A 17,776-nucleotide genomic window follows, 5' to 3' on the forward strand; every position below is an offset into this window, starting at 1 on the left:
CACTGGAGCGACGATTTTCGTTCTGGCGCTACCAACAAGCAGCGAAAGGGCACCAACCCAAAGAAAAACCACCGACCGCTGCTCAAATTCTTGCGTCGACACCAACGTCATCAAAACACCCACACCAAAACAACGGCATCCCACCCAAAACGGCCCCATTCGAAGTGCCAGGGGACGCCCAAACAAGGTCACGCTGCCGCAAACCCAGCTCAGCACTCCAAGAGCCGCCAATAGATAAGGAACATTCAGCAGTGGTGTGTTGTATTCGCCCATGCCCATGCGGATGGTGTGGTTGGCCGACTGATTCAGACCCCGCCGATCATTTGCCAGTGGATTTCTTCGCCGCCTTCTTCACCGCCTTTTTGGCAGCCGCTTTCTTGGCTGCCACCTTTTTGGCTGGTGATTTCTTCGCCGCCGCCTTCTTCACGACAGCCGCCACTTTCTCTTTCGGCTTCTCAGGCTCCGCCTTTGCCAGCGGCCATTCGACCTGCGGCGCATCGCCCCACAACTCCTCCAGCGCATAAAAATCGCGACGATCCTTGTGAAAAATGTGCACCATCACATCCCCGTAATGAAGAATGATCCACAAACTCTCGAAATTCTCATCCGCCGCCACCGGCTTCAGCGTCTGCTCCTCCCAAAAACGATCGCGCAACTCATTGCGCACCGCCCGCAGGTGGGGCATCGAATTCGCCGTGCAAAGCACGTAATAATCGGTCACCGGGGAAATGCCGCGCATGTCCATGATGACAATGTCCTCGGCCTTCTTGTCTTCTGCATACGTGGCCGCCGCAAAGGCCATCAATTCTCCGTCAGTGATCGGAGATAACTCGGCTGATTTCTTTTTTGCCATAAATAAATAGATTCCATTAATACAACAGATAACGCTGACGTTTCGAGCGGAAACTGTTCTCAAATCCGCTCCACGACCCAACAATTCGCGCCGGAGACACCCCGCGCATCAAATCCCGACGCAACGAATCGCTGCCATACACCTTGTTGAACAGGCTGATTTGCGACGCCGACATCTTCCCCAGCACCGCTCCCCGCGACAGCCGGTTCAACTCTGCAATCATAAAAACATCCAGCGCCGTGATGTTCGCCGCCGCCCTCGGATTGATCCCCAACTTCACCCCGCCAAACCCGTTTCGCGAATAAGGCGAAAACGACACCCCCGAAAATCCCAGTCTCTGACAATACGCCGTAAACGCCGCCGCATTCACCCCACGCCCACCTGCATAACCAAAGGGATTCTCCGTCCCGATCCCCACATCCACCGCCGCCGCGCCACCCAGCATCCCTGTCGCCACATAATAAATCGGCGAGTTCGCATGCGGAATGTTCGGCGAAGTCCGATACCACTTCAACCCCGTGTCCGTCCACACCATGTTGCGATTCCAGCCATTCATCCGCACCACCCGGAAATTCGGACGCGCCGAGCACCAGCCCTCGCCACTGATCATCATCGCCAGCTCCCCCGTCGTCATTCCGTGCACATACGGCACATTGATCTGACTCACAAAACTCTTCCACTTCGGCTCCACCGGCGGCCCCTCCACCCGCAACCCGCCCATCGGATTCGGCCGGTCCAGCACCACAAACTCCTTGCCCGTCTCCGCACACGCATCCATCGCCAGCGCCATCGTGCTGATATAGGTGTAGCTTCGCGACCCGATGTCCTGCAGATCAAAAAGCAGCACATCAATCCCCGCCAGCATCCTTGGCGTCGGCTTGCGCGTTGGACCATACAATGACCAAACCGTCAATCCCGTCACCGCATCCCGTCGGTTGCTCACATGCACCCCCGCTTTGATCGTCCCGTCAATCCCATGTTCCGGCGCATACAACGCCGTCAAATTCACTCCCGACCTCTGCAACAGCACGCGGGTATGCACCCCCGTGCCCGACATGCTGGTCTGATTGCAAATCAACCCCACCCGTTTCCCACGCAACAAATCAAACCGGTTCCCCGCCAGCACATCAATCCCCAACCGAAAAGGACCACCCTGAGATGCCCGCCCAGCGGTCGGAGCCATCGACGGCAATGATGGCAAAGCACAACCCGCCATCAACAGCGCACTTCCCAACATCAGAACTCGTCTCAACCAAACAAAAGGCATACACCCTTCATTCGATGAATCCCCCACACATTGCAACCAGCGGATTCCATTGCTGAACGGAGAATCTCCTGCCCCCGTCAAGCTCAGGCAAGCCCCCTAGTTCGGCCTCAGGTGACCGCCAATCATCCCCATTCACTCGATCCGTTCAGTGATGACCGGTCGCACGACGCGGTCCAATAAGCCACAAAAAAACTGCCAACCTAAATACACCATGAAGCTCACCACCACCCTCCTCGCCCTTGCTCTCAGCACCGGCATCTCCCTCGCCCAAACCACCACCACCGAGGAAACCACAACCACCACTGATGGCGCTGGCGGCACCACCACCACAACTACCACACAGACCTCTACCGGCACCCTTCACGAATACTCCCCCGGCAAAACCTTCATCGTGAAAGAAACCTCCGGCCCCATGAACTACCGCTACGGCCAATCCGTCACCTACGTGACCAAATCCGGCCAGACTCTCACCGAAGAACAAGTCCGCACCCGCGTTAAAGTCGGCGTTCCCGTCAGCGTTCAATACGCCACCGAGGGCGAAACTCGCGTCGTGAACCGCATCATCATTGCGGATTAATCGACCCCTACCTTAATCGATCCCCCAACGAAAAACAGCGGCACCGGACCTTTGTCCGTGCCGCTGTTTTGTTAACGCGTTACTCGAAACTGATCAGCTCCAACCATGCGCCTCGCGCACCTTGATCATCGCTGCGAGAATGGTGTTCCAGGTCTTCGCATCCTCCAAAACCGCATTCGGGAACATGCAACCATCCCAGCAAATGTGCTGAATGCCACGCTCCGCTGCATCCTTCAGCCAGTAGCCGGAGGCCGCCGTGATGTCCAGTTTGCCATTTGGATCATCCGCCACGCAATGGCGACCCGTGCGGTCGTGCGAACCCGTGCCATGCACCGATCCATCATTCTGTGCGACGTGGAAATCAATCGTCCAGGGACGCAAAGCATCGGTCATCGTCGTGTAAGCGGCGTCAAACTCCGCCTGTGAATAACCCGGCTGCAGCAACGCATCTTCCGGCGCGTTGTAGCCAAGCAGATACAAATAGGTATGCGCCAAGTCAGCCTGGAAGCCCACCGTCTTCGGCAGTCCGGTTGCCTCAAGCAGCTTCAGCATCGTTCTCCACGAATGCATCCCGCCCCAGCAAATTTCGCCTTCAGCCGCCAGACGCTCACCGTAGCTTTCGGCCACCGCACCCGCCTCACGGAAGGTCTCCGATGCACGCTGCAAATTGCCTGCCTCGTCTTCTGCAAAAGCTCCCGGACCACCCGCCGTGTCAATACGGATCACCCCATACTTGCGCACGCCGTGCTCATTCAAAATCTTGCCAATGCGGCAGGCCTTCTCGACCGCCAGCACAAATTTTTTGCGCTGCTCGGCATCACCAAACGCCGTATCGCCCACCGTGCCTGGCCAGATCGGCGCCACCAACGAACCCACATTCAACCCGTGACCCGCAATCTTGTCCGCCATGCTCTTGAGCTGATCGTCGGTTGCGTCAGGATCGGTGTGCGGATGAAACAAAAACAAGTCCACCCCCTCAAATTTTTGACCATCCACCTCGGCGGCCACGGTCAATTCGAGCATGCGCTCCAGGCTGATCGGTGGATGATCCGTATCCGGTTCCTTGCCGACGAGACCAGGCCACATTGCGTTGTGCAGTTTAGGAAGAGTATTTGCCATGATGTAATGGAATTGGGTTTCGAATTCGAGCAACGAGCATAAAGAGCCGCCCGCGAAAAGCACGCTTAAAATTCAAATCACTAACGCAGCGTGATCTTGCTCACATGGATCACCAAATTCTGCGTCCCCGCCCCCGGTTGCGCTGTCGGTTTCCACTCAAAAACCTCAATTGCCGGACGCTTCTCCTCGCCCGTCAGCACCAGCGCACTGACCCTCACCACCCGTTCAGCATCGGCCGGAGCTCCCGGCGGCAACGGCACCTCCTTCAAATCCAGCACCAGCGGATTCACCCCGTCGCGCAATCCTCCAATGATGATGTGCTCCTCCGCATTGTCCGTCACCGACGCCACATCAAAGCCGTTCACCACCGCCCTCGTTTCATAACCAAACGAAGCCACCTGCAACACCCCGATCCGGTCCGGCTTCGGACAAGGTTTCGCCACCGGTGGCACCACTCCCGTCGGCAACAAATCTGGATCGCTCAACAACCCCGGCTTCCCGCCCCCTTTCAGCACCGCCCGCACATCTGGCTGCGGCTCCAGATTGATCAAGCTCGTTGTATCAAACTTCCAGCCCGAAGCCTCCCTCACAAACCTCAAAAACAACAAGTTCTCCGGAATCTCCGCCGCGTCCGCGATCCCCAGGTCCACCTTGCCAAAATACACCAGCGACGCCGTCTCGCCGTTTTGCTGCACCTCAACAAATCGCAGAGGTGCCGTCTCTGGTGGTTTCATCGGCACCGCAAAAAGCGCCGCAGGAAAAGGCTGCTGCTGACTCACAATCAAATTGCGAATCGACATCTGCCGGTGCGCCGCCGTGGTCTGCTGCCATCCAGAAAAGTTCTTCGTCGCCATCGCTTCGCGCCAGGCCGAATAAGACCGGTCAAGCTCCCTCCTCAGCGCATGAACATCTGCCCGCACCGGAACCGCAGCAGCCACCATCAACAACAGCAAAAATAAACCATTCGCAAACCTCATGAGGCCTCCACCCTAAAACCTCCCGAGCTTCAGGAAAAGCCAAAACTCACATTTGGACTGCGGTGCTACGCACCGCTTTCGCCGGAGCCCAACGTCTACCCCTGCCCACCCTCCTTGACAGTCAACCCACACCCCTCAGCCCTTCACCTTCGCCTTCTTCCCAAACACCTTCAACTCCTCCCCGGATCTCACATAAATCCTTCCCTCCTCCAATGCCGGCGTCGCATTGATCGCCTCCCCCAACTCACTCACCTCCAGCACCTCAAAAACCTTCCCCGCCTTCAGCACCAGCACCTCACCCCGCTGCGAACAACAATAGATCTTCCCATCCGCCGCCACCGGACTCGAGAAAAACTTCGTGCTGCTCCCGCCCTTGCCCGTCAGCCGTTCCTCATAAATCTGCTCCCCCGTGGCAAAATCCACACACTTAAAAATTCCCCCGTCCCCCAACAGATACATCAACCCATCCACCACCAACGGCGTCGGCACATAGGGAATCCCCGCCGTCAGCTTATACCCCTCAACCGGCTTGTCCCCGCCCGCCGAAAAATCCAGCAGCGCACTCTCCTTGCCGCCCCCACCCGACCCCATCGTCCCAAACAACCGTTTCCCGTCAAAACCAAACGATCCCACACTGCGCTGCTTATACCCCGGATTGTGCTGCCAGTTCATCTTGCCCGACACCACATCCACTCCAAAAAATCCATTGGCCTCATTCGCCATCATCACCTCGCGTCCCTTCGACGTCTCACGCACCACCGGCGTGCTGTAAGTGTTTTTCGAAGTCTCCACCGGCAACTTCCACTTTGTCTCCCCCGTCTTCGCATCCAATCCGAGAATGACATTCTCCGGACCCTGAAACTCACACCTCACCACCATCACCCCGTCCACCACCAAGGCCGAACTGCCCGACCCATGCTCGTGCACATAAGCCGACAAATTTTCCCGTCTCCACAACAGCTTCCCTTCATGATTCAGGGCCAGCGCCTCCACCGTCTCCCCATTCGTCCAGTTCACAAACACCCCCGCCTCATTCACAAACGGCGTCGACGAAGCGAAAGTATTAAAATGATGCTGTTTGTGTTCTTTATAGGGCAGCTCATACGACCAAAGCAGACTTCCATCCAAAGCATCCAGGCACTTCACCAACCGTTTTGAATCCGACGCCTCTGCGGTCAGATACACCTTCCCCTCCCACAACACCGGCGACGACCACCCTTTGCCGACCGACGCACTCCAGGCAAGCGTCCCATCATCCAGCTTCACCGGCACATCCTTCACCTCCGCCACCCCCGACCCGTTCGGACCGCGAAATCTCGACCACTCCTCAGCATTCAGTCCTCCCGCCGTCAGCGTTCCCATCAACAATCCCAAGAGCAGTCGGTCAAAATTCATGCGCCGAATCAAACGTCTCTTTTTCCGCCGTCTTATCATCCTTTCATATCAACCACCGCAAAGTTTGACAGACCCCCTCCCCATCTGCTGTTTTCTCCTCATGCGTCGTGCTGCTATCGCCCTCCTCCTTTCTGCCACCTTCATCTCCTGCGCCCCCGCCAAGGACGACCTCAAAGCCAAAGTCGACACCACTCCCTGGATCGAACCCGACTTCCCCTTCTTCTCCTCCGTTCTCGACGCCCGCCACCTCGGCGAACCCCACGCCAAAAACAATCTCACCCCGCGCGGCATCATCCTCAACCTCGGCCACAACCTCTGGGCTTGTTTTGACACCGACCTCCTCCGCATCGCCTGCATCTGGCAGTCCGAAGAAGGAAAGCCCCCCACCACCCTCAACGCCCTCGCCCCCGGCTCCTATCAAATCGCCGGACAAAAAACCAAAGACGGCCAGGAACACCTCCCCGTCCCCCAAGGCAAAATCCTCCTCACCAACGGCATCTACCCCGGCTGGCAGGTGCTCCAATCCGAAACCGACACTCCCACCTTCACCGACCCCCGCCCCGCGCCCTTCACTCCAGAAGAAATCGGCCGCGGCCCTTTATCTAGTCAAAATGGCAAGCTCACGGCCCTACGCTACGATTCGAAGGGTGTTTCGTTCACCATTAGTCTGGCCGGTATTGATATCGATATTGATGCAGCGCCAAGAAAAACTGACTTAGTCCCGGGTATCACCACTCTTTTTACAATTGCCCCTCATGAAAAATCGTTAGCGCTGGTTCTCGGGAAAATACCCAACCTGCTAAGCCCAGATCTGAGTGACTCGGTGTTTCTTCTAGGCAACACCTCTCCAGATGATAATTCTACTCTAGCTTTATCGGTTGGCACGGATTCTCCCGAAGGAACTACTCTTGAAAAAGCTGTCCTAAAATGTGCGCCAGACGGCACTTATTATGTCTTCGTTCCTCCTTCCACTGCCACCCAGCATGTCTTGTTGGAGTTGATTGCCTTACACAGCAAACCAGACCATCCTGCCAAGTCTAACTCTAAACAAAAAGACCCTTTCAGCGCAGCCCCCCTTTGGTCCACCCCAAGCCCCCTCACCACCACCGCCACCCTCGCCCCATCCTCCGACGCCGCCTACGTCACCGACTCCATCCCCCTCCCCAACGACAACCCTTGGCACCGCAAAGTCCGCCTCGCCGACCTCACCTTCCTGGACAACAACGGCAACGCCGCCGGCGTCACCTTCGACGGCGACATCTGGCTCATCTCCGGCCTCAAAGGCGACCTCAAAGACGTCACCTGGAAACGCTACACCTCCGGCCTCCACGAACCCATGTCCATCGTCGCCCGCGACAAAGACCTCTTCGTCTTCGACCGCAACGGCATCTGGAAAATCCTCGATCAAAACGGCGACGGCGAAGCCGACACCCACGAAATGTTCTGCAACCTCTTCACCCAAACCGCCGAAACCCGCGAGTTCCCCAACAGCATGAAACTCGGCCCCGATGGCGCCCTCTACCTTGCCAAAGGCGGCCAGCAAGGCACCACCATCGGCAAAGACAACGGCAGCGTCCTTCGAATTGCCCCCGACGGCAAATCCTACACCACCATCGCCCACGGCCTGCGCCAGCCCTTCATCGGCGTCCACCCCAAAACCGGACTTGTCACCGCCAGCGACCAGCAAGGCAACTACGTCCCCTCCACCCCCTTCCACATCCTCAAGGACAACCAATACTACGGCTTTCTCAGCGACCTCCTCCCCGAAGAAAAATACCCCGCCCCCATCGCCGAACCGCTCGCCTGGATCCCCCATCCGGTCAATCCCTCCGGTGCCTCCCAGGTCTGGCTCACCGGAGCCAACATGGGCCCTCTCAACGACGAATGCATCCACATCGGCTACAATCGACCCGAACTCTTCCGCGTCCTCCTCGATGATCCCGCCAACCCTACCCGCGCCACCGTCGTCCCCTTCAGCCGCGACCTCGACCTCCCGCCTCTCAACGGCATCGTCAACCCCGCCGACGGCCAGCTCTACATCACCGGCTTTCAAGTCTGGGGCACCACCGCCAAACCCATCAGCGGCCTCGCACGCATCCGTTACACTGGCAAACCCCGACTTCTCCTCAAAGACCTTAGCCCCACCGACAAAGGCGTCCTCCTTCGTTTCAATCTTCCTCTCGACCCCACCACCGCCGCCGACCTCGCCAGCTACAGCATCGAACGCTGGAACTATCAGCGCACCCCAAAATACGGCTCCCCCCACCTCAAGCTCGACGGCACCCCCGGCCAGGAATGGATGCAACCCAGCAGCGCCTACCTCTCCACCGACAAACTTAGCCTCTTCCTCGGCATCCCCGACATGAAACCCGTCATGCAAATGCGCGTCGGCTGGGGCATCAAAGGGGCCGACGGACTCCCCGCCCAAAACAGCGCCTACTTCACCCCCGCCAAACTCCAACCCTTCGACCCTATCAAGGAAAACTTCGGCGACATCCAAATCGATCTCACCCCCAAACAACCCGTCGCCGCCGTCACCGAAGAAAAACCCACCCTCGAACAAGGCAAACGCCTCGCTGAAATGACCGGTTGCATCGCCTGTCACAGCATCGACGGCAGTGTCGTCGGAAAAGTCGGCCCCAGCTGGAAAGGCCTGTATGGCAGCGAACGCCTCCTCAAAGACGGCAAAACCAAAGTCAAAGCCGACGCCCCCTATCTCCACGAATCCATCATCGACCCCAACGCCAAAGTCATCAAAGGCTACGAAAAATTCGACGCCGGCATGCCCATCTACAACGGCATCCTCACCGAATCCCAAATCCAGTCCCTCATCCTCTACATCAAATCCCTGTGACACAGGCTTGCAGCCTGTGGGTGTGACAGGCATTTTGCCTGTCTCGCCGCACTCCACGTCAACAATCCTCCCCACCGCCAACCTTCCCTCCTACCCTCTTCCCACCGGCCGCGCCCCCTTGCCCACTCCCGACTTCCGACTTCCGACTTCCGACTTCCGACCTCCGACCTCCGACTTCCCACCACCATGCCCTCTCGCCGTCACTTCCTCAAATCCACCTTCCCCCTCATCCTCGGCTCCTCCACCCTCGGCCGCGCCGGAGCCACCGCCCCCAACTCCCGCATCAACCTCGCCTGCATCGGACTCGGCGGACAGGGCATTAGCAACCTCGGCAACTTCCTCGCCGACGAACGCGTGCAGATCACCACCCTCTGCGACGTTGACGCCAAACACCGCGAACGCGCCATGGCCAAAACCGGCCTCACCCCCGCCGATTGCTTCACCAATTATGGGGAAGCCCTCGCCCGACCCGGCATCGACGCCGTGATGAACGCCACCCCCGACCACTGGCACGCCCACATTGCCATCGCCGCCGCCCAGGCCGGCAAAGACCTCTACTCAGAAAAACCCCTCGGAGCCAGCATTACCGAAGGCCGCGCCATCTGCAACGCCGTGCAAAAACACCAACGCATCCTCCAATGCGGCACCTGGCGTCGATCCAACATGAAAGTTCGCATGGCCTGCGAATTCGTCCGCAACGGCTACATTGGCGAACTCAAAGAAATCCAACTCGGCGTCCCCGGCACCTTCGCCATCCGCGGCGGCTTCACCGGCCAGGAAAAATCCGAACCCATCCCCGCCCACTTCGACTACGCCCAATGGCTCGGCAGCGCCCCCGACCGACCCTACACCGCCGCCCGCTGCCACTTCAACTTCCGCTGGATCAACGACTACTCTCCCGGCTACATCACCGACTGGGGCGCGCACTTCGCCGACGTTGGCCAATGGGGCGCCGGAATGGACCACACCTCCCCCACCCACGTTCACGCCACCAAAGTCACCCGCCGCAACTCCAGCCTTTACGACGCCCCCGAGCAATACCACATCGAACTCCAATACCACGGCGGACCGCGCATCACCCTCTTCACCACCGACGACAAAGCCACCTACGGCACCAAATTCATCGGCACCGAAGGCTGGATTTTCACCGAAAACGAAACCCTCAAAGCCAGCAACCTCGACATCCTGCGCACCAAACTCAAAGACACCGACACCCAACTCCTCGTCTCCAAACATCACTTCCGCAATTTTATCGACGCCGTCCAAACCCGCGGTCCCGTCGCCGCCAACTCCGAATCTGCCCAACGCGCCGCCACCATCTGTCACCTCGCCAGCCTTTCCGCCCAACTCAACCGCCCCCTCACCTACAATCCCCAAACCGAAACCTTCGACTCCGACCCCGAAGCCAACACCTTCCTCACCCGCCCCATGCGCGACGGCGACCAATGGAAGCTCCCAGCATAGCTTGAGTCTTTATCCCTTATCCCTTATCCTTTATCCTTTCTAAGATCCCACCATCCCCCGCTGGCTACCTTCAACAAAAGCCACCATGTGCGCCACCTCCGCCGTCATCCCGCCCTCGGACTTCAACCTCTCCACCGCCTGCGCCATGTTCAGCTTGCTCCTGAAAAAAGTCTTATATGCCTTGCGGATCGCCGCCACCTGATCGTCCCCATATCCATTCCTCTGCAAGCCCACCTGATTGATGCTCCGCGTCCTCGCCGGATTCCCATCCGCAATGGTAAACGGCATGCAGTCCTGCACAATCTTCGAACACCCACCGGTGATCGAATGTTTACCTAATCGACAAAACTGATGCACCGCCGTCAGCCCCCCAAGAATGACGTGATCCTCCACGATCACATGCCCCGCCAGCGTCCCATTGTTCGAGAAAATCACATGATTCCCCACCACACAGTCATGCGCGATGTGGCAGTAAGATAAAAAATGATTATGGCTCCCCACGATCGTTTTCGTTCCTGGCAAGGTCCCGCGATTCACCGTGCAAAACTCACGAAACACATTGTCATCGCCCACCTCAAGATAAGTCGGCTCCCCCGCATACTTCAGATCCTGCGTCCGCTGACCGATGCTGGTAAAGGAGAAAAACTGATTTCTCTCACCAATCACCGACGGCCCACAAATCGTCACGTGATTCTGCAGCGTGCAACCATCCCCAATTCTCACCCCTTCACCAATCACACAATACGGCCCCACGACCACGTCCTCCCCAATCACCGCGTCCGGGTGAACAATCGCCGTAGCATGAATTTGCGAAGCCATAGTCAGTTAGTAATCAGTCAAACCATCACCATTCGCCGACCTCACATGTTCACCAAGCTAAACATCAAGTCCGCCTCGCTCACCACCTGACCGTTCACGATGCAGCGTCCCTTTGCCTGACCAATCGAACGTTTCACTTTCAACATCTCCGTCTCGATAAACAGGATGTCCCCCGGCAAAACCGGCCGGCGCCACTTCACATTGTCCGCGCTCATGAAATAACCAATCTTGCCCTGATTCTCCGGTGCCCGCAGCAACAGGATCGACGCCACCTGCGCCATCGCCTCCAACTGCAACACGCCCGGCATGATCGGATGACCCGGGAAATGCCCCTGGAAAAACGGCTCATTGATCGTCACGTTCTTCACTCCTGTGCACTTCGTCTCGCCCTCAAAACCCACAATGCGATCCACCAAAAGGAATGGATAACGATGCGGCAGAATCTTCATGATCTCATTGATCCCCAACACCGCCTCCCCATGCGGAATGCTCACCGGCACCGGCACCATCGACCGCATTTCTTCATACGATTTCTTCAACTTCCGCGCCAGCTCCGTGTTCGGACCATGCCCCGGACGCACCGCAATCACGTGGCCCATGATGCGTTTTCCAAACAATGTCAAATCACCCACGATATCGAGGATTTTGTGCCTCACAAACTCCTCATCAAACCGCATCGGATGTTTGCTCAACGCCGAATCCCCACGGATCACCACCGCACTCTCCAGCGTCCCCCCCTTGATCAGCCCTTTCTCCAGCAACGGCGCAATGTCCTCGTAAAAAACAAAAGTCCGCGCCGGAGCAATCTCCTTTTCATAAGTCTCGGGATTAATCTCCGTCGAATAAAACTGCGTCGTCCTCCCACCCGGACCCACATGCGTGCAGGAGATCCGAAACTTTTTGTCCGGCACAATCGTCAACAAACTGCCATCGCGTGACTCCAGATGCATCGGCTCGCGCACTTCAAAGACCGACCTCAACTCCGCCTGCTCCACCCGACCGGCCTTCTTGATCAGTTCCACAAATGGCAGAGAACTCCCATCCGCGATCGGCGGCTCATTCGCGTCCATCTCCACAATCGCATTGTCAATCCCCATCCCTGTCAACGCCGACAGCACATGCTCCACCGTATGCACAATCACGCCGCCTTCAGCAATCGTCGTCGACCGCTCCACTTTCTGCACCTTATCCACGGAAGCCTCAATGAACGGCTTGTCCTCCATATCGACCCGGCGGAACTTGATCCCAAACCCCGCAGGTGCCGGTTGCAGGGTCAGCGTAACCTTTTCGCCAGTATGCAACGAAGTGCCTTCGAGAGAAGCCGCTTTAGCCAGAGTGTGTTGACGGTCAGACATGAACCGATTCCCTTAACCGCCTCAACCTCCGAGTCAAGCGCATCATCCACCCCCCTTGACCGCGAAGTGGCATTTCGTCCTGCTCATTGCCCTTTTGTCATCACGTCTCCACCTTGCCATTCCCACCACTCGCAGGTAGACTAATCTCCGATCCAAGGCCTCCTGGTCACTCCCGGTCAACCATGCCCGATCCAGCCTCCATCCTCATCAAGGCCGTCTACTACGTGGGCCATGCCGTCGTAAGCTTCTTTGAACTGATCAAAACCGGCCAGGATCGTCTTTCCGAAAACTCCCGCGTCGGCGAATCCCCCATGGACCAGGAATCCCGCGCCTGCGTGCAAAACATCATTGACCACTGGCACTGGATGTCTCTCACTCTCATCGTGATCGCAGCCCTGCTCGCCTGGTTTTGGTAAAACTGGCTTTGGCTTCCCCTCAAAGGACCGCGAGTTTTTACTTCGCATCGGACCACCGACGTGCCGTCGGTCTCAGAACCAGGTTTGTCAATCCCACATCAAGGAATCGCTAAGTTGCCCATCTCACTTTACCTTTCCGCCTTCCGCCTTCCGCCTTTCGCCTTTCGCCTTTTCTTCCTACCCCGGCACCGCAAACACCGCCCTCACACCCCCACTCCCACGATTCCGGATCACCACCGTTCCTCCGTGCAGCGCCGCCGCCTCCTTCACAAAACACAATCCCAACCCGCTGCTCTTCTTCCCTGTTCCCGGCCTCGGCAGCGAATAAAACCTCTCAAAAATCCGCGACGCCGCATAATCCGGCATCCCCGGTCCCTCATCCTCCACCAAAAACCTCACCCAGCGCTCCTCGTCATCGCGCTTCAATCTCACCAACACCACTCCACCATCCGGCGAAAAATCCACCGCATTCTGCACCAGATTGCTCAACGCCGTGTGCAACAAAAACGCCTCCCCAAACACTTTCAATCCGTCCTCAATCTCGCACTTCACCCGCAACTGACGCTGCTCCGCCACCGCCGTGAAATGCTCACACACCTCGCGCGCCACCGCACTTAAATCGACCTCCATCGCCGACTCTAAAAATTTCTGCTTCTCCAGCGCCGTCAGCTTCAACAGACGATCCAACAAATCCTGCAATCGCAACGACTCCAGCTGAATATTCCGCAAAAACTTCTGCCGCTGCGCCTCGTTCATCTCGCCTTCCTGCAACAACTCCGATGCCCCGCGAATCGCCGCCACCGGACTCTTCAACTCATGCGTCAACGTCTGCACATAATGCTCCACTGACTCCCGGTTCTCCAACACATCCCTCATCGACTCAAACGCCCCGCCCAACGTCTTCATCTCGCTCCCATGCAACCCCGGCAAACGCGGTCGCTCCCCCCTCGTAATCGCCCGCGCGTAATCCGTCAGCCGACGAATCGGACGCGTCGTCCACCGCGCCAGCAAAAACGACCCCATCATCATCGCCAAAACCAAACTCCCAATCGTCCGCTTCAACCACTCCTTCGTCTCATCCCGAAACATAAAAACGTTCTTCTGCGGCTTACCCAAACTCACCACCCCCACAATCCTCTCCTCCACAAAAATCGGCGCCCCGACAAACAGCATCGACGAGTTCTTGTCCTCCTCGTTCCATCGCGTCGACCTCGCTCCATACATGCCTTTTAACGTCAACAACACATCCCGCATCGACCGCACATCGCCCACCTGCTCCGGGTGCATCGAATCGAACAACACCCGCCCGTCCGCGTCCGTCACATACACTTCAAGATCCACTTCGGTCTTCACCAAAGAATAGATTCGCGCCTCCAACACCCTCCCCTTCACCCCCACAAACGCTTCCTCCAACACCTTCGGATCAAAATTTCCCCCTGGCCCCAGATCCCGCTCCAGCAGCTCCGCCAGCAGGTTCGCCATGTCCACCATCCCCTCCTCCGCCGCCTCCAGATACTGCCTCTCCACCCGATCCAACACCTTGTCCATCATCAACCAAAATCCCATCCCTGCAATCAAGGTAAACCCCGCCAGCAACCGCGACGTCAGCGACGCCGTGTTGATAAAGTGCATCACCAATCTGAAGTAAAAAGCCAGCCACTTCATGAAACCTTCCGCCCAGCCTCCCCGTTTCTCCCATCCCACGCAATCTCAACTTCACAAAAAACCTACCCCGTCCATGCGCCTCCACCTGTTCCTAGTCCTCCTCATCACTCTCAGCACCTGCCTCCGTGCCGATGAAATCCGACTCAGGCCATCCACCTCTTCAAAAACCAAAATCCTTCAACCCGCCATTGATGCCGCCAACCCCCGCGACACTCTCATCCTCGCACCTGGCATTTACTTCGAAACCATCACCATCAACAAACCCCTCACCCTCCTCGGCCAACCCGGTGCCATACTCGACGGTTCCAAACCCATCACCACCCCCTGGACACCCGCCCCCGATCTCCCCCACGTCTACACCACCCCCTGCAAACACCGACCCGCCGGACTCCTCTTCCAAGACAAATTTATCGCCGCCCTCGACTTCGACCGCGCCCAAAAACCCGGCGACTGGCACTGGCAAACTCTTCTCAAAAACGGCCCGCCCCTCAGCCAGTTCACCCAAATCCGCGCCCTTTATATCTACCACCCCAGAGAAAAACTCATCTATCTCCGCCTCCCCGACAACGTCACTCCTTCCGACACCAATCTCGCCATCGTCCCCAACGACGCCCCTCTCATCACCATCGAAAACACCCAAAACGTCCAGATAAAAGATCTCAGCCTCCGTCACTCCGCCACCTCCATCCATCTTCAAAACAGCACCGATTCCACCATCGAAAAATGCCAGATCACCAGCTACGAAGAAACCGGCATCCTGCTCACTAACAACACCTCGCGCTGCACCATCCACAACAATCAAATCACCCGCGGTGCCCTCGAAGAATGGCAGCCTCCCCTCACCGACGACAAACCCAACTACGAAATCTGGCGCATCCACAAAGACACCGGCTACTACGACCGCGTCGCCATCAACCTTTTCCGCGCCGGCACCGCCAACCGCATCCTCCTCAACAACATCGACCGCGTCTTTGACGGCATCAATGTCGGCGACTACTCCGTTGAAACCCTCGGCAAACCCCTGACCAACCCCGACCACGGACGCGACACTGAAATCGCCCACAACCTCATCGAAAACACCCGCGACTCCGCCATCGAACTCGGCGGCGGCTGCATCAACGTCAACGTCCACCACAACACCCTGCGGCGCACCCACGGAGGCCTCCGTTTCAAAACCCCCCGCATCGGACCCGTCTTCATCCATCACAACCAGCTCATCGACGGCTCCCCCTTCAACATCTGGTTCAGCATGGACTCCTCCCCCGCCGAGGGCTTCCTCTATCACAACACCATCACCGGCAAAAACCCTGCCGTCAGCATCCTCATCCACAAACCCACCGAAAAATTCACCACCCCGAACTGGCACTTCATCAACAACCTCATCCTCACCAAGGAAGGCATCTACAAATCCCGCAGTAAAGGCCTTCCCGACGACCTTCAAATTTCTGATCACAACCTCATCCAGCCCCCTGCCCCAATCGATCAACCCCTCGAAGCCGCCATCGACACCGGCACCGACCTCTCCATCCTTTTCAAAGGCAAGCTCCCCGACACCCAACCAACCACCTTCAAAGGCAAATCCCCCGACATGGGCGCCTCCGAATGGCGTTGACGCATTTCTTCTGCCGACGTCACGTCGGCTCAGTTCCATGGAGCGCCGATGTTTCATCGGCCATCCCTCCCATCATCGGACCACCGGCGTTCCGTCGGTCTGCCTTATCATTCGTGTGAATTCGTGTCCATTCGTGGTTGAAACACCCCCTCACCCCTCCCAAACCTCCGCCAACGAATACCCCAAGCCCCGATGCGTCACAATCGGCTCCACCCCCTCCTTCACCGCCTTCATCTTCGCGCGCAAGGACTTCACATGCGCATCCACCGTGCGCTCCATCGCCGCATCCGGCTCATCACTCGCACACTCCATCAACTGCGACCGCGAATACACCCGCCCCGGATGTTTCGCCATCGTTTTCAAAAGCCGGAACTCATAAGCCGATAGCGGCAACGCCGATCCAAAATAACGGATCAAACACCTTCCCTCATCCACCTCCACCGGCTTCACCACCAACGCACCTTCCGACAGCTCCACCCCATCAACACGCGCCTTCCCATTGCCGTTATATCTCCTTAACACCGCCCTCACCCGAGCCGTCAACTCACGCGGGCTAAACGGTTTGCACAAATAATCATCCCCCCCAATCTCCAGCCCCACCACCCGGTCCACCTCCGTATTCCGTGCCGTCAGAAAAATCACCGGAACATCACTCAACCCCTGCAACTTCCGGCAAACCTCAAACCCTGACATGTCCGGCAATCCCACGTCGAGAATCAACAAAGAGAAATCCTCATCAACCATCACCCGCAACGCCTCCGCCCCCGTCCCCACCACCTTCGCCACAAACCCCTCCGACTCCAGCGAATACAGAATATTATCCGCTATCGACGGCTCATCCTCAACAATCAAAACCCGCGGTGATTGATTCACATTCATAATACAAACTTCATCTCTGATTTCGCTACCCACCGAATAAAAAATAGCCGTGTCTAAAAGCAAACGCTTCGAATCCATAAAGATTAATCTCGATTCCAAGTTCGCAACTCTCTCCACCCATTTATTTCGACTCTTTGCGTTTCCCCTTCCGGCGGAAAAATAATGATTCTTACAGAAGCTGAGTTGAGCATGTGTCCGCCCCCGATACTGAAATAGAGGCCATCCGACTCCAAAGTAGCACCATCAAACCCCAACGCCTTCAAGTCAGGCGGCAACTTATCAACTGGAACAACAGCATGATCATTACGTGATTCAATAATCAGCTTCTTATACAACGACTCTCCGGTATCATATACCTTCGACCAATCGTCATCAGACATGCTCGACAGATGCATCGCAATATTCTTCGCCCCTTGCTCATACTGTCCTAATTGATATCCATACCAGAACACAGGAGAAAGGATCAACAGCATGCCAAGAATAATGCGCAGGTAAATTTTCATATAATTCCAGATAAAGAACTT

15 protein-coding genes are annotated in these 17,776 nt (G+C 57.2%); 5 read left to right on the forward strand and 10 right to left on the reverse strand.

The window, feature by feature from the left end:
* Nucleotides 1-319: 319 nt before the first annotated feature.
* Nucleotides 320-853, reverse strand: coding sequence for a ribosome silencing factor (gene rsfS / locus FEM03_RS17470; RefSeq protein WP_138087579.1), 534 nt, complete (start codon nucleotides 851-853; stop codon nucleotides 320-322).
* Between the two features lie 16 nt (nucleotides 854-869).
* Nucleotides 870-2,120, reverse strand: coding sequence for an exo-beta-N-acetylmuramidase NamZ family protein (locus FEM03_RS17475; RefSeq protein ID WP_138087580.1), 1,251 nt, complete (start codon nucleotides 2,118-2,120; stop codon nucleotides 870-872).
* A gap of 211 nt (nucleotides 2,121-2,331) precedes the next feature.
* Between FEM03_RS17475 and FEM03_RS17480 the strand changes: the two genes are divergently transcribed.
* A complete protein-coding gene (locus tag FEM03_RS17480; protein WP_138087581.1) occupies nucleotides 2,332-2,697 on the forward strand; it encodes a hypothetical protein in 366 nt (121 codons plus the stop codon).
* 93 nt (nucleotides 2,698-2,790) lie between these two features.
* Here the strand turns inward: FEM03_RS17480 and FEM03_RS17485 are convergent, their stop codons facing one another.
* The 3 genes from FEM03_RS17485 to FEM03_RS17495 all read right to left on the reverse strand — a co-directional run bounded on the left by FEM03_RS17485 (nucleotide 2,791) and on the right by FEM03_RS17495 (nucleotide 6,188).
* A complete protein-coding gene (locus tag FEM03_RS17485) occupies nucleotides 2,791-3,783 on the reverse strand; it encodes a TIM barrel protein (protein WP_206171058.1) in 993 nt (330 codons plus the stop codon).
* 113 nt (nucleotides 3,784-3,896) lie between these two features.
* Nucleotides 3,897-4,793 (reverse strand): hypothetical protein, encoded by an 897-nt coding sequence (locus FEM03_RS17490; RefSeq protein WP_138087582.1) that lies wholly within the window; start codon nucleotides 4,791-4,793, stop codon nucleotides 3,897-3,899.
* Between the two features lie 135 nt (nucleotides 4,794-4,928).
* Nucleotides 4,929-6,188 carry an outer membrane protein assembly factor BamB family protein gene (locus tag FEM03_RS17495; RefSeq protein WP_166442948.1) on the reverse strand — a complete coding sequence of 420 codons (1,260 nt, stop codon included), beginning with the start codon at nucleotides 6,186-6,188 and terminating at the stop codon, nucleotides 4,929-4,931.
* A 100-nt stretch (nucleotides 6,189-6,288) separates the two neighbouring features.
* Between FEM03_RS17495 and FEM03_RS17500 the strand changes: the two genes are divergently transcribed.
* Both FEM03_RS17500 and FEM03_RS17505 read left to right on the forward strand, forming a co-directional pair.
* Nucleotides 6,289-9,042, forward strand: a complete 2,754-nt coding sequence (locus tag FEM03_RS17500) for a DUF7133 domain-containing protein (protein ID WP_138087584.1) — start codon at nucleotides 6,289-6,291, stop codon at nucleotides 9,040-9,042.
* Between the two features lie 186 nt (nucleotides 9,043-9,228).
* Nucleotides 9,229-10,506 carry a Gfo/Idh/MocA family protein gene (locus FEM03_RS17505; protein WP_138087585.1) on the forward strand — a complete coding sequence of 426 codons (1,278 nt, stop codon included), beginning with the start codon at nucleotides 9,229-9,231 and terminating at the stop codon, nucleotides 10,504-10,506.
* 39 nt (nucleotides 10,507-10,545) lie between these two features.
* Here the strand turns inward: FEM03_RS17505 and lpxA are convergent, their stop codons facing one another.
* On the reverse strand, nucleotides 10,546-11,325 hold the full coding sequence (gene lpxA / locus FEM03_RS17510) for an acyl-ACP--UDP-N-acetylglucosamine O-acyltransferase (RefSeq protein ID WP_138087586.1): 780 nt from the start codon (nucleotides 11,323-11,325) through the stop codon (nucleotides 10,546-10,548).
* 41 nt (nucleotides 11,326-11,366) lie between these two features.
* Complete coding sequence (locus FEM03_RS17515) at nucleotides 11,367-12,680, reverse strand: bifunctional UDP-3-O-[3-hydroxymyristoyl] N-acetylglucosamine deacetylase/3-hydroxyacyl-ACP dehydratase (RefSeq protein WP_138087587.1); 1,314 nt, start codon at nucleotides 12,678-12,680, stop codon at nucleotides 11,367-11,369.
* A gap of 182 nt (nucleotides 12,681-12,862) precedes the next feature.
* On the opposite strand from FEM03_RS17515, the gene FEM03_RS17520 reads away from it, so the two are divergent.
* Nucleotides 12,863-13,096 (forward strand): hypothetical protein, encoded by a 234-nt coding sequence (locus tag FEM03_RS17520; RefSeq protein ID WP_138087588.1) that lies wholly within the window; start codon nucleotides 12,863-12,865, stop codon nucleotides 13,094-13,096.
* A 177-nt stretch (nucleotides 13,097-13,273) separates the two neighbouring features.
* On the opposite strand, the gene creC is transcribed toward FEM03_RS17520, so the two are convergent.
* The gene (gene creC, locus FEM03_RS17525) at nucleotides 13,274-14,728 is read right to left on the reverse strand and encodes a two-component system sensor histidine kinase CreC (RefSeq protein ID WP_166442949.1); all 1,455 of its coding nucleotides are present in this window, start codon (nucleotides 14,726-14,728) and stop codon (nucleotides 13,274-13,276) included.
* A 31-nt stretch (nucleotides 14,729-14,759) separates the two neighbouring features.
* Between creC and FEM03_RS17530 the strand changes: the two genes are divergently transcribed.
* Entirely contained in the window at nucleotides 14,760-16,373 is a 1,614-nt protein-coding gene (locus tag FEM03_RS17530) for a right-handed parallel beta-helix repeat-containing protein (RefSeq protein WP_138087590.1), read from the forward strand.
* A 150-nt stretch (nucleotides 16,374-16,523) separates the two neighbouring features.
* Here the strand turns inward: FEM03_RS17530 and creB are convergent, their stop codons facing one another.
* On the reverse strand, nucleotides 16,524-17,246 hold the full coding sequence (gene creB / locus FEM03_RS17535) for a two-component system response regulator CreB (RefSeq protein WP_206171059.1): 723 nt from the start codon (nucleotides 17,244-17,246) through the stop codon (nucleotides 16,524-16,526).
* Between the two features lie 89 nt (nucleotides 17,247-17,335).
* Nucleotides 17,336-17,755, reverse strand: coding sequence for a hypothetical protein (locus FEM03_RS17540; RefSeq protein WP_138087592.1), 420 nt, complete (start codon nucleotides 17,753-17,755; stop codon nucleotides 17,336-17,338).
* Nucleotides 17,756-17,776 lie beyond the last annotated feature (21 nt).

This window comes from Phragmitibacter flavus, from assembly GCF_005780165.1.
In the GTDB taxonomy this organism is placed as follows: domain Bacteria; phylum Verrucomicrobiota; class Verrucomicrobiia; order Verrucomicrobiales; family Verrucomicrobiaceae; genus Phragmitibacter; species Phragmitibacter flavus.

What these genes read in the sequence shown, in the direction of transcription:
- rsfS (WP_138087579.1), bottom strand. Translation starts at nt 853, where the DNA reads ATGGCAAAAAAGAAATCAGCCGAGTTATCTCCGATCACTGACGGAGAA.
- FEM03_RS17475 (WP_138087580.1), bottom strand. Translation starts at nt 2,120, where the DNA reads ATGCCTTTTGTTTGGTTGAGACGAGTTCTGATGTTGGGAAGTGCGCTG.
- FEM03_RS17480 (WP_138087581.1), top strand. Translation starts at nt 2,332, where the DNA reads ATGAAGCTCACCACCACCCTCCTCGCCCTTGCTCTCAGCACCGGCATC.
- FEM03_RS17485 (WP_206171058.1), bottom strand. Translation starts at nt 3,783, where the DNA reads ATGTGGCCTGGTCTCGTCGGCAAGGAACCGGATACGGATCATCCACCG.
- FEM03_RS17490 (WP_138087582.1), bottom strand. Translation starts at nt 4,793, where the DNA reads ATGAGGTTTGCGAATGGTTTATTTTTGCTGTTGTTGATGGTGGCTGCT.
- FEM03_RS17495 (WP_166442948.1), bottom strand. Translation starts at nt 6,188, where the DNA reads ATGAATTTTGACCGACTGCTCTTGGGATTGTTGATGGGAACGCTGACG.
- FEM03_RS17500 (WP_138087584.1), top strand. Translation starts at nt 6,289, where the DNA reads ATGCGTCGTGCTGCTATCGCCCTCCTCCTTTCTGCCACCTTCATCTCC.
- FEM03_RS17505 (WP_138087585.1), top strand. Translation starts at nt 9,229, where the DNA reads ATGCCCTCTCGCCGTCACTTCCTCAAATCCACCTTCCCCCTCATCCTC.
- lpxA (WP_138087586.1), bottom strand. Translation starts at nt 11,325, where the DNA reads ATGGCTTCGCAAATTCATGCTACGGCGATTGTTCACCCGGACGCGGTG.
- FEM03_RS17515 (WP_138087587.1), bottom strand. Translation starts at nt 12,680, where the DNA reads ATGTCTGACCGTCAACACACTCTGGCTAAAGCGGCTTCTCTCGAAGGC.
- FEM03_RS17520 (WP_138087588.1), top strand. Translation starts at nt 12,863, where the DNA reads ATGCCCGATCCAGCCTCCATCCTCATCAAGGCCGTCTACTACGTGGGC.
- creC (WP_166442949.1), bottom strand. Translation starts at nt 14,728, where the DNA reads ATGCACTTTATCAACACGGCGTCGCTGACGTCGCGGTTGCTGGCGGGG.
- FEM03_RS17530 (WP_138087590.1), top strand. Translation starts at nt 14,760, where the DNA reads ATGAAACCTTCCGCCCAGCCTCCCCGTTTCTCCCATCCCACGCAATCT.
- FEM03_RS17540 (WP_138087592.1), bottom strand. Translation starts at nt 17,755, where the DNA reads ATGAAAATTTACCTGCGCATTATTCTTGGCATGCTGTTGATCCTTTCT.